Source organism: Pseudorhizobium halotolerans, from assembly GCF_902153235.2.
Classification (GTDB): Bacteria; Pseudomonadota; Alphaproteobacteria; order Rhizobiales; family Rhizobiaceae; genus Neorhizobium; species Neorhizobium flavum.
This window is the reverse complement of the sequence record NZ_CABFWE030000001.1, coordinates 1-15,131: the sequence shown is the minus strand read 5'-3', so window position 1 is coordinate 15,131 and position 15,131 is coordinate 1. Positions and strand designations below refer to the sequence as shown.

The following is a 15,131-nucleotide window of genomic DNA, read 5'->3' as shown; positions in this document are numbered from 1 at the left end:
CGTGCGGAACAATGGCAGGGTGTCAAACATTGAGCGGAAACAAGAGCGGCGTAGCCGCCTGCTTCAGGAGAAAACACGTGAGGAAATATCTGTTCAGTGCCGCTGCTGCCCTGTGTGCAGTGGTGGCCGCACCATCTCTGGCCGATGCGGCGGTACGTGGTTTCGCGACTGCAAACGTCAACATGCGATCCGGGCCAAGCACGTCCTATCCCGCAGTGACCGTTATTCCGAACGGTGCACCGGTCACCATCTACGGCTGCATGAGCAGCGTGAACTGGTGCGACGTTGCCTTCAGTGGCGGGCGCGGATGGGTTTCCGGCAATTATGTGCAGGCAGCCTATCAGCAGCGGCGCGTCCATGTAGGTCCTCAGTACTACCGGCCGCTCGGTATCCCCACGGTCACCTTCGAGATCGGCAACTACTGGGACCGGCATTATCGCGGTCGTGACTTCTACCGCGATCGTGACCGCTGGGACCGCCGTGACCGTGATCGCTGGGACCGCGACAGGGATCGGAGATACCGGGACCGAGACAGAGACCGCGTAGACTGGGACCGTGACCGCGATCGCCGTTCCGATCGGGACCGTTCACGCGTTGAGGTCATTCCTGGCCCAGGCGGCGAGACATGCATCGCCAACGACATCGAATGCCTGCGAAACCAAGAGACTCGTAGATAGTTGCGATTTTGGAGGAAGGGTAGACGTCAAGGGTCCGCCCTTCCTTTCTCACGTTGCCACATGCCGTGCCGGCCGCCATTGCACGCCACCCACCTTTTCGATAAGAGACCCGGCGAAATCCGTCTGTTTTCCTGACGACGGGCAGAGACAGCCGCTCCCTTGGGGAGCGAACGGGTGGTATCAGTCAGCATGGCACGCATCGTCATGAAGTTCGGCGGCACATCAGTCGCCAATCTCGAGCGCATCCACAACGTCGCGCGTCATGTGAAACGCGAGGTGGATGCCGGAAACGAGGTCGCGGTCGTGGTCTCGGCGATGTCCGGCAAGACGAATGAGTTGGTCGGCTGGGTCCAGGACACTCCGAAGGTGGCCGGCGCCAGTTCTCCGTTCTACGATGCTCGCGAGTATGATGCCGTCGTGGCGTCGGGCGAACAGGTAACCTCAGGGCTGCTCGCAATCGCCCTACAATCGATGGGCATCAACGCCCGCTCCTGGCAAGGTTGGCAGATCCCGATCAAGACCGACAATGCCCATGGGGCCGCCCGCATCCAAGAGATTGACGGGGCGGACATCATCCGCCGCATGGGCGAGGGACAGGTGGCCGTGGTCGCAGGCTTCCAGGGTATCGGTCCCGACAATCGGATCGCGACGCTCGGTCGCGGAGGCTCGGATACGTCTGCCGTGGCAATCGCCGCAGCCGTCAAGGCAGACCGTTGCGACATCTACACGGACGTGGACGGCGTTTACACGACGGACCCACGCGTGGTGCCGAAGGCGCGGCGGCTGAAGAAGATCACCTTCGAAGAGATGCTGGAAATGGCATCGCTGGGCGCCAAGGTCCTGCAGGTTCGGTCCGTCGAGCTTGCGATGGTCCACAAGGTCCGCACCTTCGTGCGTTCGAGTTTCGAGGATCCCGATGCGCCGGGCATGGGCGACCTCATCAACCCGCCCGGCACATTGATTTGCGACGAGGAAGAGATAGTGGAACAGGAAGTCGTCACCGGCATCGCCTATGCCAAGGATGAGGCGCAGATTTCGCTCCGCCGGCTGGCTGATCGCCCCGGCGTCTCGGCGGCCATCTTCGGGCCACTCGCGGAGGCGCACATCAATGTCGACATGATCGTCCAGAACATTTCGGAGGACGGATCGCGCACGGACATGACCTTCACGGTGCCCTACGGGGACGTGCAGAAGGCGCTGAAGATCCTTGAGGACAACAAGGAAAAGATCGGCTTCGACGTCGCCCAGAACGAATCAGGGCTGTGCAAGGTGTCGGTGATCGGCATCGGCATGCGCAGCCACGCGGGCGTCGCGGCGCAAGCTTTCAAGGCACTTGCCGAAAAAGGCATCAACATCAAGGCCATCACGACGTCGGAAATCAAGATTTCCATCCTGATCGATGGTGCATATTCGGAACTTGCGGTTCGGACTTTGCATTCCGCCTACGGTCTCGATAAGAGTTGAGCATGAGCCGAGGGGCTACTCTTCCCACGTGTGGAAGGGCCGATCCCGAGGCGTGGGGCACCTTGTTTCGGGAGCGATGATGCCGATGAGAGACCTGTCGGCTGGGCCGCGCGTGTTGCTTCGGCGGCTGCGCGAACTGATGGCGGAGCCGCTGGATCCGCAGGAGCGTCTCGACCGCATCGTCCGCCAGATCGCCAGCAACATGGTAGCGGAAGTCTGCTCCGTCTACGTGCTGCGGTCGGACGGGGTGCTCGAGCTCTACGCCACCGAGGGCCTCAATCCGGAAGCCGTCCACCTGTCACAGCTGAAAATGGGGCAGGGTCTTGTCGGAACGATCGCCGCTTCGGCGCAACCCCTCAATCTTTCCGATGCACAGGCGCATCCCGCCTTCCGCTATCTCCCTGAAACGGGGGAGGAAATCTACCATTCCTTCCTCGGCGTGCCGATCTTGCGTGCAGGCCGCACTTTGGGCGTCCTAGTCGTCCAGAACAAGGCGAGTCGGACCTATCGCGAAGATGAGGTCGAGGCGCTCGAAACGACTGCCATGGTAATTGCCGAAATGATCGCGACGGGGGAGCTGAAGAAGATCACCAAGCCGGGCCTCGAGCTCGATCTGACGCGTGCCGTCACGATCGAGGGCGACGGCTACAATGAGGGTATCGGCCTGGGACATGTGATCCTGCACGAGCCGCGGGTGGTGGTGACCAATCTGCTCAACGAAGATGCCGAGAGCGAAGTGCGGCGGCTGGCCGAGGCATTGGGCTCGCTCCGGATTTCCATCGACGACATGCTGTCGCGCCGCGACGTGGCCACCGAAGGCGAGCATCGGGAGGTGCTCGAGACCTACCGGATGTTCGCCTACGACCAGGGCTGGGTGCGGCGCATGGAGGAGGCGATTCACAACGGCCTGACGGCGGAAGCCGCCGTCGAGAAGGTGCAGAGCGATACCAAAGCGCGGATGATGCGCCTGACCGACCCGTATCTGCGCGAGCGGATGCATGATTTCGACGACCTCGCCAACCGCCTGCTGCGGCAGCTGACCGGGTTTAGCGGGCGGTCGATCGGTGAGGGCATGCCGGCTGACGCGATAATCTTCGCGCGCGCCATGGGTGCGGCCGAGCTTCTCGACTACCCGCGGGAAAGGCTTCGTGGGCTGGTGCTGGAAGACGGCGCCGTGACCAGCCACGTGGTGATCGTGGCACGCGCGATGGGCATCCCGGTGGTCGGCCAGGCGGTCGGGGCGGTTGCACTTGCCGAAAACGGTGACGCCGCGATCATCGACGGCGATGATGGCCAACTTCACCTGCGGCCGGTGTCGGATGTCCTGAAGGCCTACGAGGAGAAGGTCCGGCTACGCGCCCGCCGCCAGGAACAGTTCCGAGCGCTCCGCGACGTCGATCCCGTCACCAGGGATGGCAAGCGCATCAGCCTGATGATGAATGCCGGGCTGATCGTGGACCTGCCGCACTTGCCGGAATCGGGTGCGGACGGCATCGGGCTGTTCCGGACCGAGCTGCAGTTCATGATCGCCTCGACCATGCCGAAGCTCGAGGAGCAGGAGACGTTCTACCGCAATGTCATCCGGCAGGCCGGTGGACTTCCCGTCACCTTCCGGGCGCTCGACATCGGCGGCGACAAGGTCGTTTCCTATTTCCGCGCGCATGAGGAAGAAAACCCGGCGCTTGGCTGGCGAGCCATCCGCCTGTCGCTCGACCGTCCGGGCCTCCTGCGGACGCAGTTGCGGGCCCTGCTGCGCGCCTCTGCCGATGCGGAACTCAGAATGATGCTGCCGATGGTGACGGAGGTTGCCGAGATCCATGCCGTGCGCGACCTCCTGCAGAAGGAGGTCCAGCACCTTTCGAAATTCGGGCACAGCCTGCCGCGCAAGCTGCAGTTCGGCGCCATGCTCGAGGTGCCGGCGCTGATGTGGCAGCTGGACGAACTGATGGCTGAGGTGGACTTCGTCTCCGTGGGCTCCAACGACCTCTTCCAGTTCTCGATGGCTGCCGACCGTGGCAATGCACGTGTCTCCGATCGGTTCGACATGCTGGGCCGACCGTTCCTGCGGATCCTGCGCGACATCGTGCGGGCAGCGGAACGCAACAAGACGCCGCTGACGCTGTGTGGCGAGATGGCGGGCAAGCCGCTCTCGGCCATGGCCCTGATCGGGCTCGGCTTCCGCTCCGTTTCGATGGCGCCGACCTCTATCGGGCCGGTCAAGGCCATGCTCCTGTCGCTCGATGCGGACAGGCTGACGGAGACCCTGAACGCGGCGCTGGACGACAGGCAGCCGAGAGAGCCGGTCCGTGAACTGCTGACGCGGTTTGCGGCAGAGAACGGAATTCCGGTCTGAAGACAACAATATGGAGTAGAAGCGGGTGGCGAAGCTTCCTGTAGAGAAGATGCGCGAACTGGAGCGCCGCTTCGGCGAGATCGAGGCCCGCATGTCCGAAGGCCCGGCTGCGGACGTTTATGTGCGGCTCGCGTCCGAATATTCGGAGTTGCAGCCTGTCGTGCGCAAGATCCGCGACTATGAGAAGGCAACCGCGGAAGTGGCCGACCTGAGGACGCTGCTCGCCGACAAGGCGACGGATCGCGAAATGCGCGAGCTTGCCGAGATGGAGCTGCCGGAGGCCGAGGAGAGGGTCGAGGCGCTGGAAAAGGATATGCAGGTCCTGCTGCTGCCGAAGGATGCCGCGGACGAGAAGAGTGCGATCCTGGAAATCCGCGCCGGCACCGGCGGCAACGAGGCGGCACTGTTTGCGGGCGACCTGTTCCGGATGTACGAGCGGTATGCCGCGGGCAAGGGCTGGAAGGTGGAGGTACTATCCGCAAGCGAGGGCGAGGCCGGCGGCTTCAGAGAAATCATCGCTACCGTCAGCGGGCGCGGGGTGTTCTCGAAGCTGAAGTTCGAGTCGGGTGTCCATCGAGTCCAGCGGGTGCCGGACACCGAGACGCAGGGGCGGATCCACACCTCGGCGGCGACCGTGGCCGTCTTGCCGGAGGCCGAGGAGATCGACATCGAGATCCGCCCGGAGGACATCCGGATTGATACCATGCGGTCATCGGGCGCTGGTGGGCAGCACGTCAACACCACCGATTCTGCCGTCCGGATCACGCACCTGCCGACGGGATTGGTGGTAACGAGTTCGGAAAAATCACAGCACCAGAACCGCGCAAAGGCGATGCAGGTGCTGCGGTCGCGGCTCTACGACATGGAGCGGCAGAAGGTCGAGAGCGAGCGATCCGCCGACCGCAAGAGTCAGGTGGGATCCGGCGATCGGTCGGAACGCATAAGGACCTATAATTTTCCGCAGGGGCGCGTGACGGACCACCGTATCAACCTGACGCTCTACAAGCTCGACCGAATGATGGAGGGCGAGATTGACGAGGTTGTCGATGCGCTGATCGCCGACTACCAGGCCGGCCAGCTGGCACAACTTGGCGAGCAGCAGGGGTGACCACGCTCTCCGCCATGGTTGCAGATGCGAGGAGCCGACTTGCCGCAGCCGGATTGCCGGACGCGACGATCGAAGCGAGAATTCTCATCGGCGGCGTGCTCGGCCTGACGGCTACGGACGTATTTGTCAGGGGCGACCGCGAGATTGGCGGCCCTGAGCTCGAGAAAATAGCGGAAGCTATCGGGCGACGCTTGAAACGGGAGCCTGTGCACCGCATATTAGGAGAACGAGAATTTCACGGTATGGTGCTGAAGCTCTCTCCGGAGACGCTGGAGCCGCGACCGGACACGGAAATCCTCGTCGATGCCATCCTTCCCTATGTGAGGCAGATTGTCGCATCGCGAGGTGAAGCACGCATCCTGGATCTGGGAACCGGAACCGGCGCAATCGTCCTGGCACTCCTGAAGGAATGCCCGCAGGCGACCGGAGTCGGCACTGACCTATCCGAGGCAGCGTTACAGACTGCCCGCGAAAACGCGGCGAGGCTTGGCCTGGCTGGCCGGTTCGAGACGATCCGGAGCAATTGGCTGGAAGAGGTTACAGGTCGGTTTGACATCGTAGTTTCAAACCCGCCTTACATCAGAACGGGCGTTATCGCGGCGCTTGAGCCGGAAGTCAGGGAGTTCGATCCCCTGCGTGCCCTTGATGGCGGACCGGACGGGCTCGACTGCTACCGTGCCATCGCCGCAGGTGCCGGCGAGGTTCTGGCGCCCGGCGGAATGGTCGGAGTCGAGATCGGCTATGACCAGAGGGACAGTGTGACGACGATCTTCCAGAGGGTAGGCTTTGTCCTGCATCAGGCGCTTCGTGATTTTGGCGACAAGGATCGTGTCCTTCTGTTTGCCAAGGCGGAACCTAGCCATTGATTTTGCACAGCGAAAGAAAAGGCTTGGATTTCCAAAGGAAGCGCGATAGTTTGCGGCCACGTACCGGGCGGCTGGGAATGAACGGAGATTCGTTCGGGTTAAGGTCAACCCTGAGACCGGCTCTTTTGAGTTTCAAAGGTTGAACATTTCCTGGTGCGTGATTCAGGTAATTTGACTTTCACTAGCGGCAGGTGGCTCGGTGTCCTCCTGTGCGCGGCGCGCGAAGTCTCGGTCTGGCGCAAGCCAGCATGGCCGCGCGGCCCCCTATCAGCGGATAACAGACAATTCAGGTGATCTATCTATGAGGCCAGGACAGCAGAACAAGCGCGGTCGAGGGCGTGGCGGCAGCAACAACAGTGGTGGCGGCGGCGGCAACTTCAATCGTAAGGGCGGCAATCCTCTTACCCGCACCTATGACAGCTCCGGCCCAGACGTTAAGATCCGCGGAACGGCGCAGCACATTGCGGAGAAGTACGCAGCACTGGCGCGGGACGCCCAGAGCTCCGGCGACCGAGTGATGGCAGAAAACTATCTGCAGCATGCGGAACACTACAACCGCATCATCGCAACGGCCCAGGCGCAGATGCAGGAGCGCTTCCAGCGCGACGACCGCGGTGAGTTCCAGGATCGCGAGGGCCAGGACGGCGACGACATCGACACCAACGAGGGGGATGACGAGGGTTCGTTCCGCCAGCAGCCTTCGGCTGAAGGCCAGTCGCAACGCCGGGACAACCAGCAGCCTCGTGAACAACGGGATCATCAACGTCAAAATCGCCGCGAGCGTGATCCGCTTCCTGCAGCCGAGGCGACGCCTGCCATCGACGGATCCGGGCCTCAGCCCGTGATCGAGGGTATACCAGCCGAGGTTGCCGTGGAATCGGAAGAGAAGGGCGCGCAACGTGAACGCCAGCCGCGCCGTCGCAATGCCGGCAACCGCCCGCGTCGCCCCCGTCGGGGAGAAGAAGGTGCGACTTCAGAGGCCGGCGCAGCCGAGTCTCAACCCGAACTGGCGGACGCACCCGGGGAATAGCGCGACTTATCAGCATTGAGACGACGAGACCCCGGCCATAACGCCGGGGTCTTTTTTATGCAGGTCTCATGGGGAAGCATTCCCGCCACGGCGTGGCGCCATCACTGTCTGCGCCTAGTGGTTGATGCCGGAGCCCCCGACCGCGACGATGTTGAATGGAGAACCTGCGACCGGCAGTGAGCGGTTTTCCCCTAAGGTCTGGGCATCGAGGATAAGGATGCGCTCGCGGCGCGGGTCCGTCACGGCGATCTCCGTGCCCATGACTGCCAGACGCGGACGCGGATCGCGCCAGTGCCCGTCCTTGCTGTAAGCGTCCGTGACCTGAGCTGATTTCGTCAGGCGGCCGGTGAGAATGTCCAGTACATGGAGTGTCCCATCTTCCGTGAACACATAGGCCGTCGTGGGCCGCGCAGGATCAAGCGCGAAGTCCACCCGCCGGACGGGAAGCTCGACCAGAAGGAATGGGTTCTCCTGAGAGGGATCGATCACGACAACCTTGTCGTCACCGTAGTTGCCCAGGAAGAACTGCATGGCTCGTCCGCCCAGTAGAGTGCCGACCTGCCCTTCCGGCATGCCGTCGCCATAGGGCAGCATCTCAACCTCGGGCGTCCCACTTCCATTCCTGCGGGCGATCAGTACGCCTTCCTTGCATCCAAAGGCGACCATCCCCGCGGAAGATGCTTCGCCGTGCAGACCGGTGCAGGTCGCGATCTCTCCTACCTGTTGTCCTTCGCCGTTCAGAACCTTCAGCCCCAGTCGCGGCGGCAAGTCTCCTTCCTTTGTCGCCTTCGAAACGTCCGGCTCGGATATGAGCATGTAGGCTCCAAGCGGCACCACTACGCCGTGATGAGGTGCGGTCGACCTCACCACCTCATGGGTCATTTCGCCCTTCAGAAGCGCAGCCTCGTCGAAGATGCGTGCTTCGCCTTCCAGATCGAAGAATTGCAGAACCTGATCGTCGTGCGGTACCGCGTGGACCGGACGCCGTCCCTCGATACGTCCAAGTTGCGCCGGCTGGTTGAATTCGACGTCTCTGTGCTCTCCGTGATCGGAGAAGGTGACGCCCGTGGCGATCACGTCGACGGCATCGGCATCCATCTGAACCGCGAAGGCGGTCTTCCCACTTTCGCTGGCAACCAAATGGGTGACGTAGCCTTCAAGCTGATACTGCGCGATCTGGTGCCCGGTGGCGCCATCCAGCACTGTAAGCTTTGCATCCTTCTGGTCTCCGACCAGAAGCCGCCAGGCTTCCACCTCATCTGCCTTCGAAGGGCTGAGCGTTGCTATGAGGATGGCGGAGGACGCTGCAATAAGCGGCAGGCGAAGCATGACTGTCTCCTTGATGTTGTAATGTAATAACGTTACTTCATTAGAGTGCGTCCTGCTTGCTGTCCAGCGGAAATGCTGCACAGCTTTAGACTTGACTGATCGATAGCTAGCCGGTTATTTGAGTCATTAATAGCTGATTGGTTATCGATAATGGCACGAGATTCTCAGACGCTTCTGTTCAAGGCCCTGGCGGACCCTACGCGCAGGGCGATATTCGAGCACTTGTGCCGCGACGGCGAACAGACGGTTGCTGCATTGACTGCCCGTGCCCGAATTTCGCAGCCGGCGGTTTCGAAACACCTCGTGGTTCTCAAGCAGGCGGGTCTGGTGAAAGATCGGCCCGATGGGCGTCACAACCACTACAGCGCAGAACCGGCACCCCTGAAGTCGATCATCGACTGGTCGGGCGAGATGACCCGCTTCTGGGACGCACGCTTTGTTGCGCTGGAAGATCTGCTGAAGAGGATGGATCAATGAGCTCTATGTCTGTCGATACGCTCTCGGTCGTCGTTGAGCGGGACCTTCCTTATCCGCCGGAGAAGATCTGGCCGGCGCTGACGCAGCCGCATCTGATCGAGGAGTGGCTGATGAAGGGCGACTTCCAGCCGGAGATGGGTCATCGCTTCAGCCTGCGTGCGGATTGGGGTTCCGTCAACTGCGAGGTACGGGCAATCGAGCCGGGTAAGGCGCTGTCTTATACATGGGATACCAAGGACCTCAGGAGCATCGTCACCTGGACCCTATTCCCGAGCGAGACGGGAACACGGCTGCGCATGGAGCAGACAGGGTTCAAACCGGAGCAGCAGCCATATTACCGGGGAGCACAGGCGGGCTGGCCGAGGTTCCTGGACGCCATGGAGCGCGTTCTCAGAGAACGGAACTGACGCAGTTTCATCGACAGGAGGACTGACATGACCTTGAGCTACGCAATTCGGCAGGGCCACCGCTGGCTGTCGATCGCCTTTACCGTTACGGTTATCGCCAACTTCACCTTGATGGCACTTGGGCAGCCGCCCGCCTGGATCGTCTATGCGCCTTTGCCGCCGCTCTTTCTGCTTCTGATCACCGGCCTCTATATGTTCGTGCTGCCCTATACAGCCAGACGGCGCGCCGAACGGGGACGTTGAGCGGCAACGTGGCCAGATCGTTCCTCCAGGGCCGCCTCAAAAGATATCCCTGCGAGCCGTGAGCGGTTCTTTAAATCCGCGAAACCGCCTCCCATATCTCGTTCAACGCCGACGTTTCCGGCGAAGGGCTCGCCTTTTGAGGGAGCTCAATCTCAATCATCGTTGCGTGCCTTATGAAAGGGCGGAACGATCTGTGGAGGTTCGACATGAATATCGAGAAATATTCCGAGCGGGTTCGCGGCTTCCTGCAATCGGCGCAGACCCATGCCCTTTCCGAAGGGCACCAGCAGTTCACGCCCGAGCATGTGCTGAAGGTTCTCCTGGATGACGACCAGGGGATGGCATCCTCGCTGATCACCCGCGCCGGCGGCGATCCCAAGGAAGCGCGCCTTGCCAATGATGCAGCCCTTGCCAAATTGCCCAAGGTGTCGGGTGGTGGCGGCCAGGTCTACCTGTCGCAGCCGCTTGCCAAGGTCTTCACCACCGCAGAAGAGGCTGCCAAGAAGGCGGGCGACAGCTTCGTCACCGTCGAGCGACTGCTTCTGGCACTCGCCGTCGAAAGCACGGCATCCACCTCCGCGACCCTGAAGAAGGCGGGTGTCACTGCCCAGGCTCTCAACCAGGTCATCAATGAGGTCCGCAAGGGTCGTACTGCCGACAGCGCGAATGCCGAGGAGGGGTTCGACGCACTGAAGAAGTATGCTCGCGACCTGACGGCGGAAGCGCGGGAGGGCAAGCTCGACCCGGTGATCGGCCGGGATGACGAGATCCGCCGTACGATCCAGGTTCTTTCCCGCCGTACGAAGAACAACCCGGTGCTGATCGGAGAGCCCGGCGTGGGTAAGACCGCGATCGCCGAGGGCCTGGCACTGCGCATCATCAACGGTGACGTGCCGGAGAGCCTGAAGGACAAGAAGCTGATGGCACTCGACATGGGCTCGCTGATCGCAGGCGCGAAATATCGCGGCGAGTTCGAGGAGCGCCTCAAGGCGGTGCTGAACGAGGTGCAGGCGGAGAGCGGCGAGATCATCCTGTTTATCGACGAGATGCACACGCTGGTCGGTGCCGGCAAGGCCGATGGCGCGATGGATGCTTCCAACCTGTTGAAGCCGGCGCTTGCCCGGGGTGAACTGCACTGCGTCGGTGCCACTACGCTCGACGAATACCGCAAGCATGTGGAGAAGGATGCTGCCCTTGCCCGCCGGTTCCAGCCGGTCATGGTCGACGAGCCGACGGTGGAGGACACGATCTCGATCCTGCGCGGGCTGAAGGAGAAGTATGAACAGCACCACAAGGTGCGGATCTCCGACTCCGCGCTGGTGGCTGCCGCAACCCTTTCCAACCGCTACATCACCGACCGTTTCCTGCCCGACAAGGCGATCGACCTGATGGACGAGGCCGCCTCGCGGCTTAGGATGCAGGTGGATTCCAAGCCTGAGGAACTGGACGAGCTTGACCGCCGCATCATCCAGCTGAAGATCGAACGCGAGGCCTTGAAGAAGGAAACCGACACGGCGTCGGCCGACCGGCTGTCGCGGCTCGAAAGCGAGCTCACTTCGCTCGAAGAGCAGGCGGACGCGTTGACCGCCCGCTGGCAGGCCGAGAAGCAGAAGCTCGGTCTTGCGGCGGACCTCAAGAAGCAGTTGGACGAGGCGCGCAACGAACTGGCGATCGCGCAGCGCAGTGGCGAGTTCCAGCGCGCTGGCGAGCTTGCCTATGGGGTGATCCCTGGTCTGGAAAAGGAGCTCGCCGCGGCGGAAGCTCAGGATTCGAGCGCCAATGCGATGGTGCAGGAGGTCGTCAGCCCGGACAACATCGCCCATGTCGTCTCCCGCTGGACCGGTATTCCGGTCGACAAGATGCTGGAAGGCGAGCGTGACAAGCTGCTTCGCATGGAAGACGAGCTGGCGAAGTCCGTGGTCGGCCAGGGCGACGCCGTTCAGGCGGTCTCGCGTGCCGTGCGCCGGTCGCGCGCCGGCCTGCAGGATCCCAACCGGCCGATCGGCTCGTTCATCTTCCTCGGGCCGACCGGCGTCGGCAAGACGGAGCTTACCAAGTCACTCGCGCGCTTCCTGTTCGACGACGAGACGGCGATGGTGCGCCTCGACATGTCGGAATACATGGAGAAGCATTCCGTCGCCCGGCTGATCGGCGCACCTCCCGGCTATGTCGGCTATGAGGAAGGTGGTGCACTGACGGAAGCCGTTCGCCGCAAGCCTTACCAGGTCGTGCTGTTCGATGAGATCGAGAAGGCGCATCCGGACGTGTTCAACGTTCTCCTGCAGGTGCTCGACGACGGGCGACTGACGGACGGGCAGGGCCGCACGGTCGACTTCAAGAACACGATGATCATCATGACCTCGAACCTCGGGGCAGAATATCTCACCACCCTGCCGGAAGGTGCCGATACCGACCAGGTGCGCGATCAGGTGATGGACGTGGTCAAGGCGTCTTTCCGGCCGGAGTTCCTCAACCGCGTCGACGAGATCATCCTCTTCCACCGCTTGCAGCGGACTGAAATGGGCGCGATCGTCGATATCCAGATGAAGCGGCTGATCTCGCTGCTCGCTGAGCGCAAGATTTCGATCGAGCTGACCCCGGAGGCCCGCGAGTGGCTCGCCGAGAAGGGCTATGATCCGGTCTATGGTGCCCGGCCGCTGAAGCGGGTGATCCAGAAGTTTGTTCAGGACCCGATGGCCGAGCAGATTCTCTCCGGAAACATCCCGGACGATTCAGCGGTCGCCGTCGATGCCGGATCGGACCGGCTGCTCTTCCGCGTCAAGCGGACGGTGGCCGAAGCCGAAGCGGCCTGATTGCGGCCTATCGCGAAAACGAAAATGGCGGCTCCCGGGCCGCCATTTTTCTTGATGCCTATCGGCTCGCGACTTCCGCAGGGTCGCCGCCGGTTCCGAGCAGAGCATCGATCCGGGTCCGCTCCTCCTTGAAGCGTGCGAGGTTGTCTCCCTCGAGCGATTTGCCGCCCGGCAGGCGGATCTTCATCGGGTCGACCTTGCTGCCGTTGACGATCAACTCGTAGTGCAGGTGCGCACCGGTCGATAGTCCCGTCGATCCGACATAGCCGATGACCTGGCCCTGCTTGACCTTGGCGCCCGGCTTGATGCCCTTTGCGATGGCGCTCTGGTGATTGTAGGAGGAGACATAGCCATTGGCATGCCGGATGATCGTCTGGTTGCCGTAACCGCCCTTGTCCCAGCCGGCTGTCTCGACCACGCCATTGCCGGCCGCGATAATCGGCGTACCTCGCGGGGCTGCCCAGTCGGTCCCGGTATGCATGCGCGCATAGCGCAGGATCGGATGGCGGCGCATGCCGAAGCCGGAGGTCAGTCGCCCATTGGGAACCGGATTGCGAAGCAGGAACTGGCGGATGCTGCGACCTTCGGCATCATAGTAGTCGATGGCGCCGTCCTGCGGGTCCTGGAAACGGTAGAAGCGGGTTGTCGTATCGCCGAAATGGGCGTTGACGTAAAGGAGTTCCGACTGCTCGCTGGCCTGGCCGCTTTCATCCTGGGCCGAGAAGAAGGCCTCTATGCGATCTGTCGGTTTCAACTGCGCCTGGAGATCGACGCTGCTGGCCAGAAGCTTCACGAGGAGGCCGGTCATGTCCGTCGTCATGCCATAGGAGAGGGCGGCGCGGTAGATGCCGTCATAGACCCGCGGCAGTTCGCGACCGGTGGCCACCTGGACCGGCTGGTCGCTGAAGGCTCCGGCGACCGCATCGATCATCGGCGGCTCCTCGCCATCGATCATCCGGCCATGGTCGTTGAGTGCGATCGTCACCTCGTGCTGGCCGCGGCGATAGATGCTGGCGCGTACCACCAGCACCATTTCTCCCTGCTGCACGACACCAATGCGCAGTACGTCACCGGGGAAGAGCTTCGGCTCGCTCAGCCGGTTGCCGAGATGGCCGGCGATCTCTTCTGCCTTGCCTTCCGGATAGCCGACGTCCTTGAGCGCGGTGGCGACATCCTTCTCGGCGCGGATGGGAATGATGTCGTCGGCATAGTCCCGCGTCTCTGGCGTCACCGGTTCGGCTGGCGCCACCGACATGTTCTGCTCGACAATCCGGGCGGTGAGGCCGGCGGTAAGATCGAGGCTGTCCTCGGCGGCCGAAAAGCGCTGCGGATCCACGTAATAGAGCGCCGAGAGCTGAGTATTGCCGTCGGTGAGCACGGAGCCGTTGGACCGGACGTTCTCCTCCACTTCCTCAAGAGACATGGACGGCGCATAAGGATAGCGCGCACCGCTGGCGGGGAAGGGGAGGGCCCGCAGGCTGACCTCTGATTCCACTTCCGAACCGTAGATCAGGGCCGTGGTGCCGGGCGCGGGCGCCTCTCCCTCGCTGGAGGAGAAGATGGTGAGCGGATCGAAGTCCGGATAATCCTCCTGGGCCACGTGATTGGCGGCGAGGTTCATCTTCACATGGGCGAAGGGGCGGCGCCGGATGATTTCCTTGTTGCCCTCGTGGACGACCGTCGAGACTTCCATCACCTTCCGGTCCGTCGGCATGGCCACGATGTTCCCACCCAGAAGGCGTCCGCCGCGGCTCACTGTGTCCGGCTCGTCCTCGAGCGGCAGGGAGGCGGAAGCCTCCGCCGGAATGGCCAGCTGCTGGCGCCCGTCGAGTGCCGCAAACAGCGCGACCCCCATGAGGATGGAGGATGTGATGCCCGTCAGAAAGGTGCCGGAGAGCCATCGCAGGGAAATCTCGCGCCGGTCCGGTGCCCGTCGGCCATCGGCCAGCAGTGGCGGCTCGTTGCCGAGCGTCCGGATCATGTTGCGGGCGTTGATCATGCCTGTCCCTGCATTCCCCTCATGCTCTTCTGGTCGCTGAACCATTGTCGCGCCGCGAGCTTAGGCCAAACATGTGCCCCTTTCACCCGGCGCTGTCAAATCACGCAGCAGGCGCCGGCAGGCGGCCAAAACCGGCCCACTACAACGGTGTTAACAGGAGGATTGTGAAAAAGTCGGGGCGTCGCCGATGGCATATTTCATCTCCTCCGGGTTCTCCCTCTCAGATCGGCATCTTGGAATGCCCTTATCGGGTGCGTTCTTTGAATTCCTGTTGTTTGTCAGTTAGTTGCTGGAATTTTCAGGTGTTATGGAAAATCCGTGTTGACTTGTTTTGGGGGTTGGGACTATAAACCGCTCACCAACGA

At 62.3% G+C, this 15,131-nt stretch carries 12 protein-coding genes; 10 read left to right on the top strand and 2 right to left on the bottom strand.

The genetic code is table 11. The features are described 5' to 3' along the window. The first annotated feature begins 77 nt into the window (after positions 1-77). From FN060_RS00060 to FN060_RS00035, 6 genes are all read left to right on the top strand, one after another. The gene (locus tag FN060_RS00060; RefSeq protein ID WP_244665640.1) at positions 78-677 is read left to right on the top strand and encodes an SH3 domain-containing protein; all 600 of its coding nucleotides are present in this window, start codon (positions 78-80) and stop codon (positions 675-677) included. Between the two features lie 189 nt (positions 678-866). Beyond that, positions 867-2,141 (top strand): aspartate kinase, encoded by a 1,275-nt coding sequence (locus tag FN060_RS00055; RefSeq protein ID WP_142586736.1) that lies wholly within the window; start codon positions 867-869, stop codon positions 2,139-2,141. A gap of 85 nt (positions 2,142-2,226) precedes the next feature. Further along, the gene (gene ptsP, locus FN060_RS00050) at positions 2,227-4,494 is read left to right on the top strand and encodes a phosphoenolpyruvate--protein phosphotransferase (protein ID WP_142586735.1); all 2,268 of its coding nucleotides are present in this window, start codon (positions 2,227-2,229) and stop codon (positions 4,492-4,494) included. 25 nt (positions 4,495-4,519) lie between these two features. Then, positions 4,520-5,602, top strand: a complete 1,083-nt coding sequence (gene prfA, locus FN060_RS00045) for a peptide chain release factor 1 (RefSeq protein ID WP_142586357.1) — start codon at positions 4,520-4,522, stop codon at positions 5,600-5,602. Between the two features lie 14 nt (positions 5,603-5,616). Beyond that, the gene (prmC, locus tag FN060_RS00040) at positions 5,617-6,468 is read left to right on the top strand and encodes a peptide chain release factor N(5)-glutamine methyltransferase (RefSeq protein WP_142586734.1); all 852 of its coding nucleotides are present in this window, start codon (positions 5,617-5,619) and stop codon (positions 6,466-6,468) included. Between the two features lie 301 nt (positions 6,469-6,769). Further along, positions 6,770-7,498 carry a DUF4167 domain-containing protein gene (locus tag FN060_RS00035; RefSeq protein ID WP_142586356.1) on the top strand — a complete coding sequence of 243 codons (729 nt, stop codon included), beginning with the start codon at positions 6,770-6,772 and terminating at the stop codon, positions 7,496-7,498. Between the two features lie 114 nt (positions 7,499-7,612). Here FN060_RS00035 and FN060_RS00030 read toward each other — a convergent pair whose 3' ends face one another. Continuing rightward, a complete protein-coding gene (locus FN060_RS00030) occupies positions 7,613-8,827 on the bottom strand; it encodes a metallochaperone AztD (RefSeq protein WP_142586355.1) in 1,215 nt (404 codons plus the stop codon). Between the two features lie 150 nt (positions 8,828-8,977). On the opposite strand from FN060_RS00030, the gene FN060_RS00025 reads away from it, so the two are divergent. The 4 genes from FN060_RS00025 to clpB all read left to right on the top strand — a co-directional run bounded on the left by FN060_RS00025 (position 8,978) and on the right by clpB (position 12,767). Then, the gene (locus FN060_RS00025; RefSeq protein WP_077548692.1) at positions 8,978-9,304 is read left to right on the top strand and encodes an ArsR/SmtB family transcription factor; all 327 of its coding nucleotides are present in this window, start codon (positions 8,978-8,980) and stop codon (positions 9,302-9,304) included. After that, positions 9,301-9,711, top strand: a complete 411-nt coding sequence (locus tag FN060_RS00020) for an SRPBCC family protein (RefSeq protein WP_142586354.1) — start codon at positions 9,301-9,303, stop codon at positions 9,709-9,711. The genes FN060_RS00025 and FN060_RS00020 overlap by 4 nt, the downstream gene beginning before the upstream one ends. 27 nt (positions 9,712-9,738) lie before the next feature. Then, positions 9,739-9,954 carry a hypothetical protein gene (locus tag FN060_RS00015; RefSeq protein WP_142586353.1) on the top strand — a complete coding sequence of 72 codons (216 nt, stop codon included), beginning with the start codon at positions 9,739-9,741 and terminating at the stop codon, positions 9,952-9,954. Positions 9,955-10,160: 206 nt separating this feature from the next. Then, the gene (gene clpB / locus FN060_RS00010; RefSeq protein ID WP_142586352.1) at positions 10,161-12,767 is read left to right on the top strand and encodes an ATP-dependent chaperone ClpB; all 2,607 of its coding nucleotides are present in this window, start codon (positions 10,161-10,163) and stop codon (positions 12,765-12,767) included. A gap of 58 nt (positions 12,768-12,825) precedes the next feature. Here clpB and FN060_RS00005 read toward each other — a convergent pair whose 3' ends face one another. Further along, positions 12,826-14,766, bottom strand: a complete 1,941-nt coding sequence (locus FN060_RS00005; protein ID WP_142586351.1) for a M23 family metallopeptidase — start codon at positions 14,764-14,766, stop codon at positions 12,826-12,828. Positions 14,767-15,131 lie beyond the last annotated feature (365 nt).

Bases quoted from the DNA above. Each gene is read 5' to 3' on its own strand.
- FN060_RS00005 (WP_142586351.1), bottom strand. From the start codon at position 14,766: ATGATCAACGCCCGCAACATGATCCGGACGCTCGGCAACGAGCCGCCA.
- FN060_RS00030 (WP_142586355.1), bottom strand. From the start codon at position 8,827: ATGCTTCGCCTGCCGCTTATTGCAGCGTCCTCCGCCATCCTCATAGCA.
- clpB (WP_142586352.1), top strand. From the start codon at position 10,161: ATGAATATCGAGAAATATTCCGAGCGGGTTCGCGGCTTCCTGCAATCG.
- FN060_RS00055 (WP_142586736.1), top strand. From the start codon at position 867: ATGGCACGCATCGTCATGAAGTTCGGCGGCACATCAGTCGCCAATCTC.
- FN060_RS00020 (WP_142586354.1), top strand. From the start codon at position 9,301: ATGAGCTCTATGTCTGTCGATACGCTCTCGGTCGTCGTTGAGCGGGAC.
- ptsP (WP_142586735.1), top strand. From the start codon at position 2,227: ATGAGAGACCTGTCGGCTGGGCCGCGCGTGTTGCTTCGGCGGCTGCGC.
- FN060_RS00035 (WP_142586356.1), top strand. From the start codon at position 6,770: ATGAGGCCAGGACAGCAGAACAAGCGCGGTCGAGGGCGTGGCGGCAGC.
- FN060_RS00025 (WP_077548692.1), top strand. From the start codon at position 8,978: ATGGCACGAGATTCTCAGACGCTTCTGTTCAAGGCCCTGGCGGACCCT.
- prmC (WP_142586734.1), top strand. From the start codon at position 5,617: ATGGTTGCAGATGCGAGGAGCCGACTTGCCGCAGCCGGATTGCCGGAC.
- FN060_RS00015 (WP_142586353.1), top strand. From the start codon at position 9,739: ATGACCTTGAGCTACGCAATTCGGCAGGGCCACCGCTGGCTGTCGATC.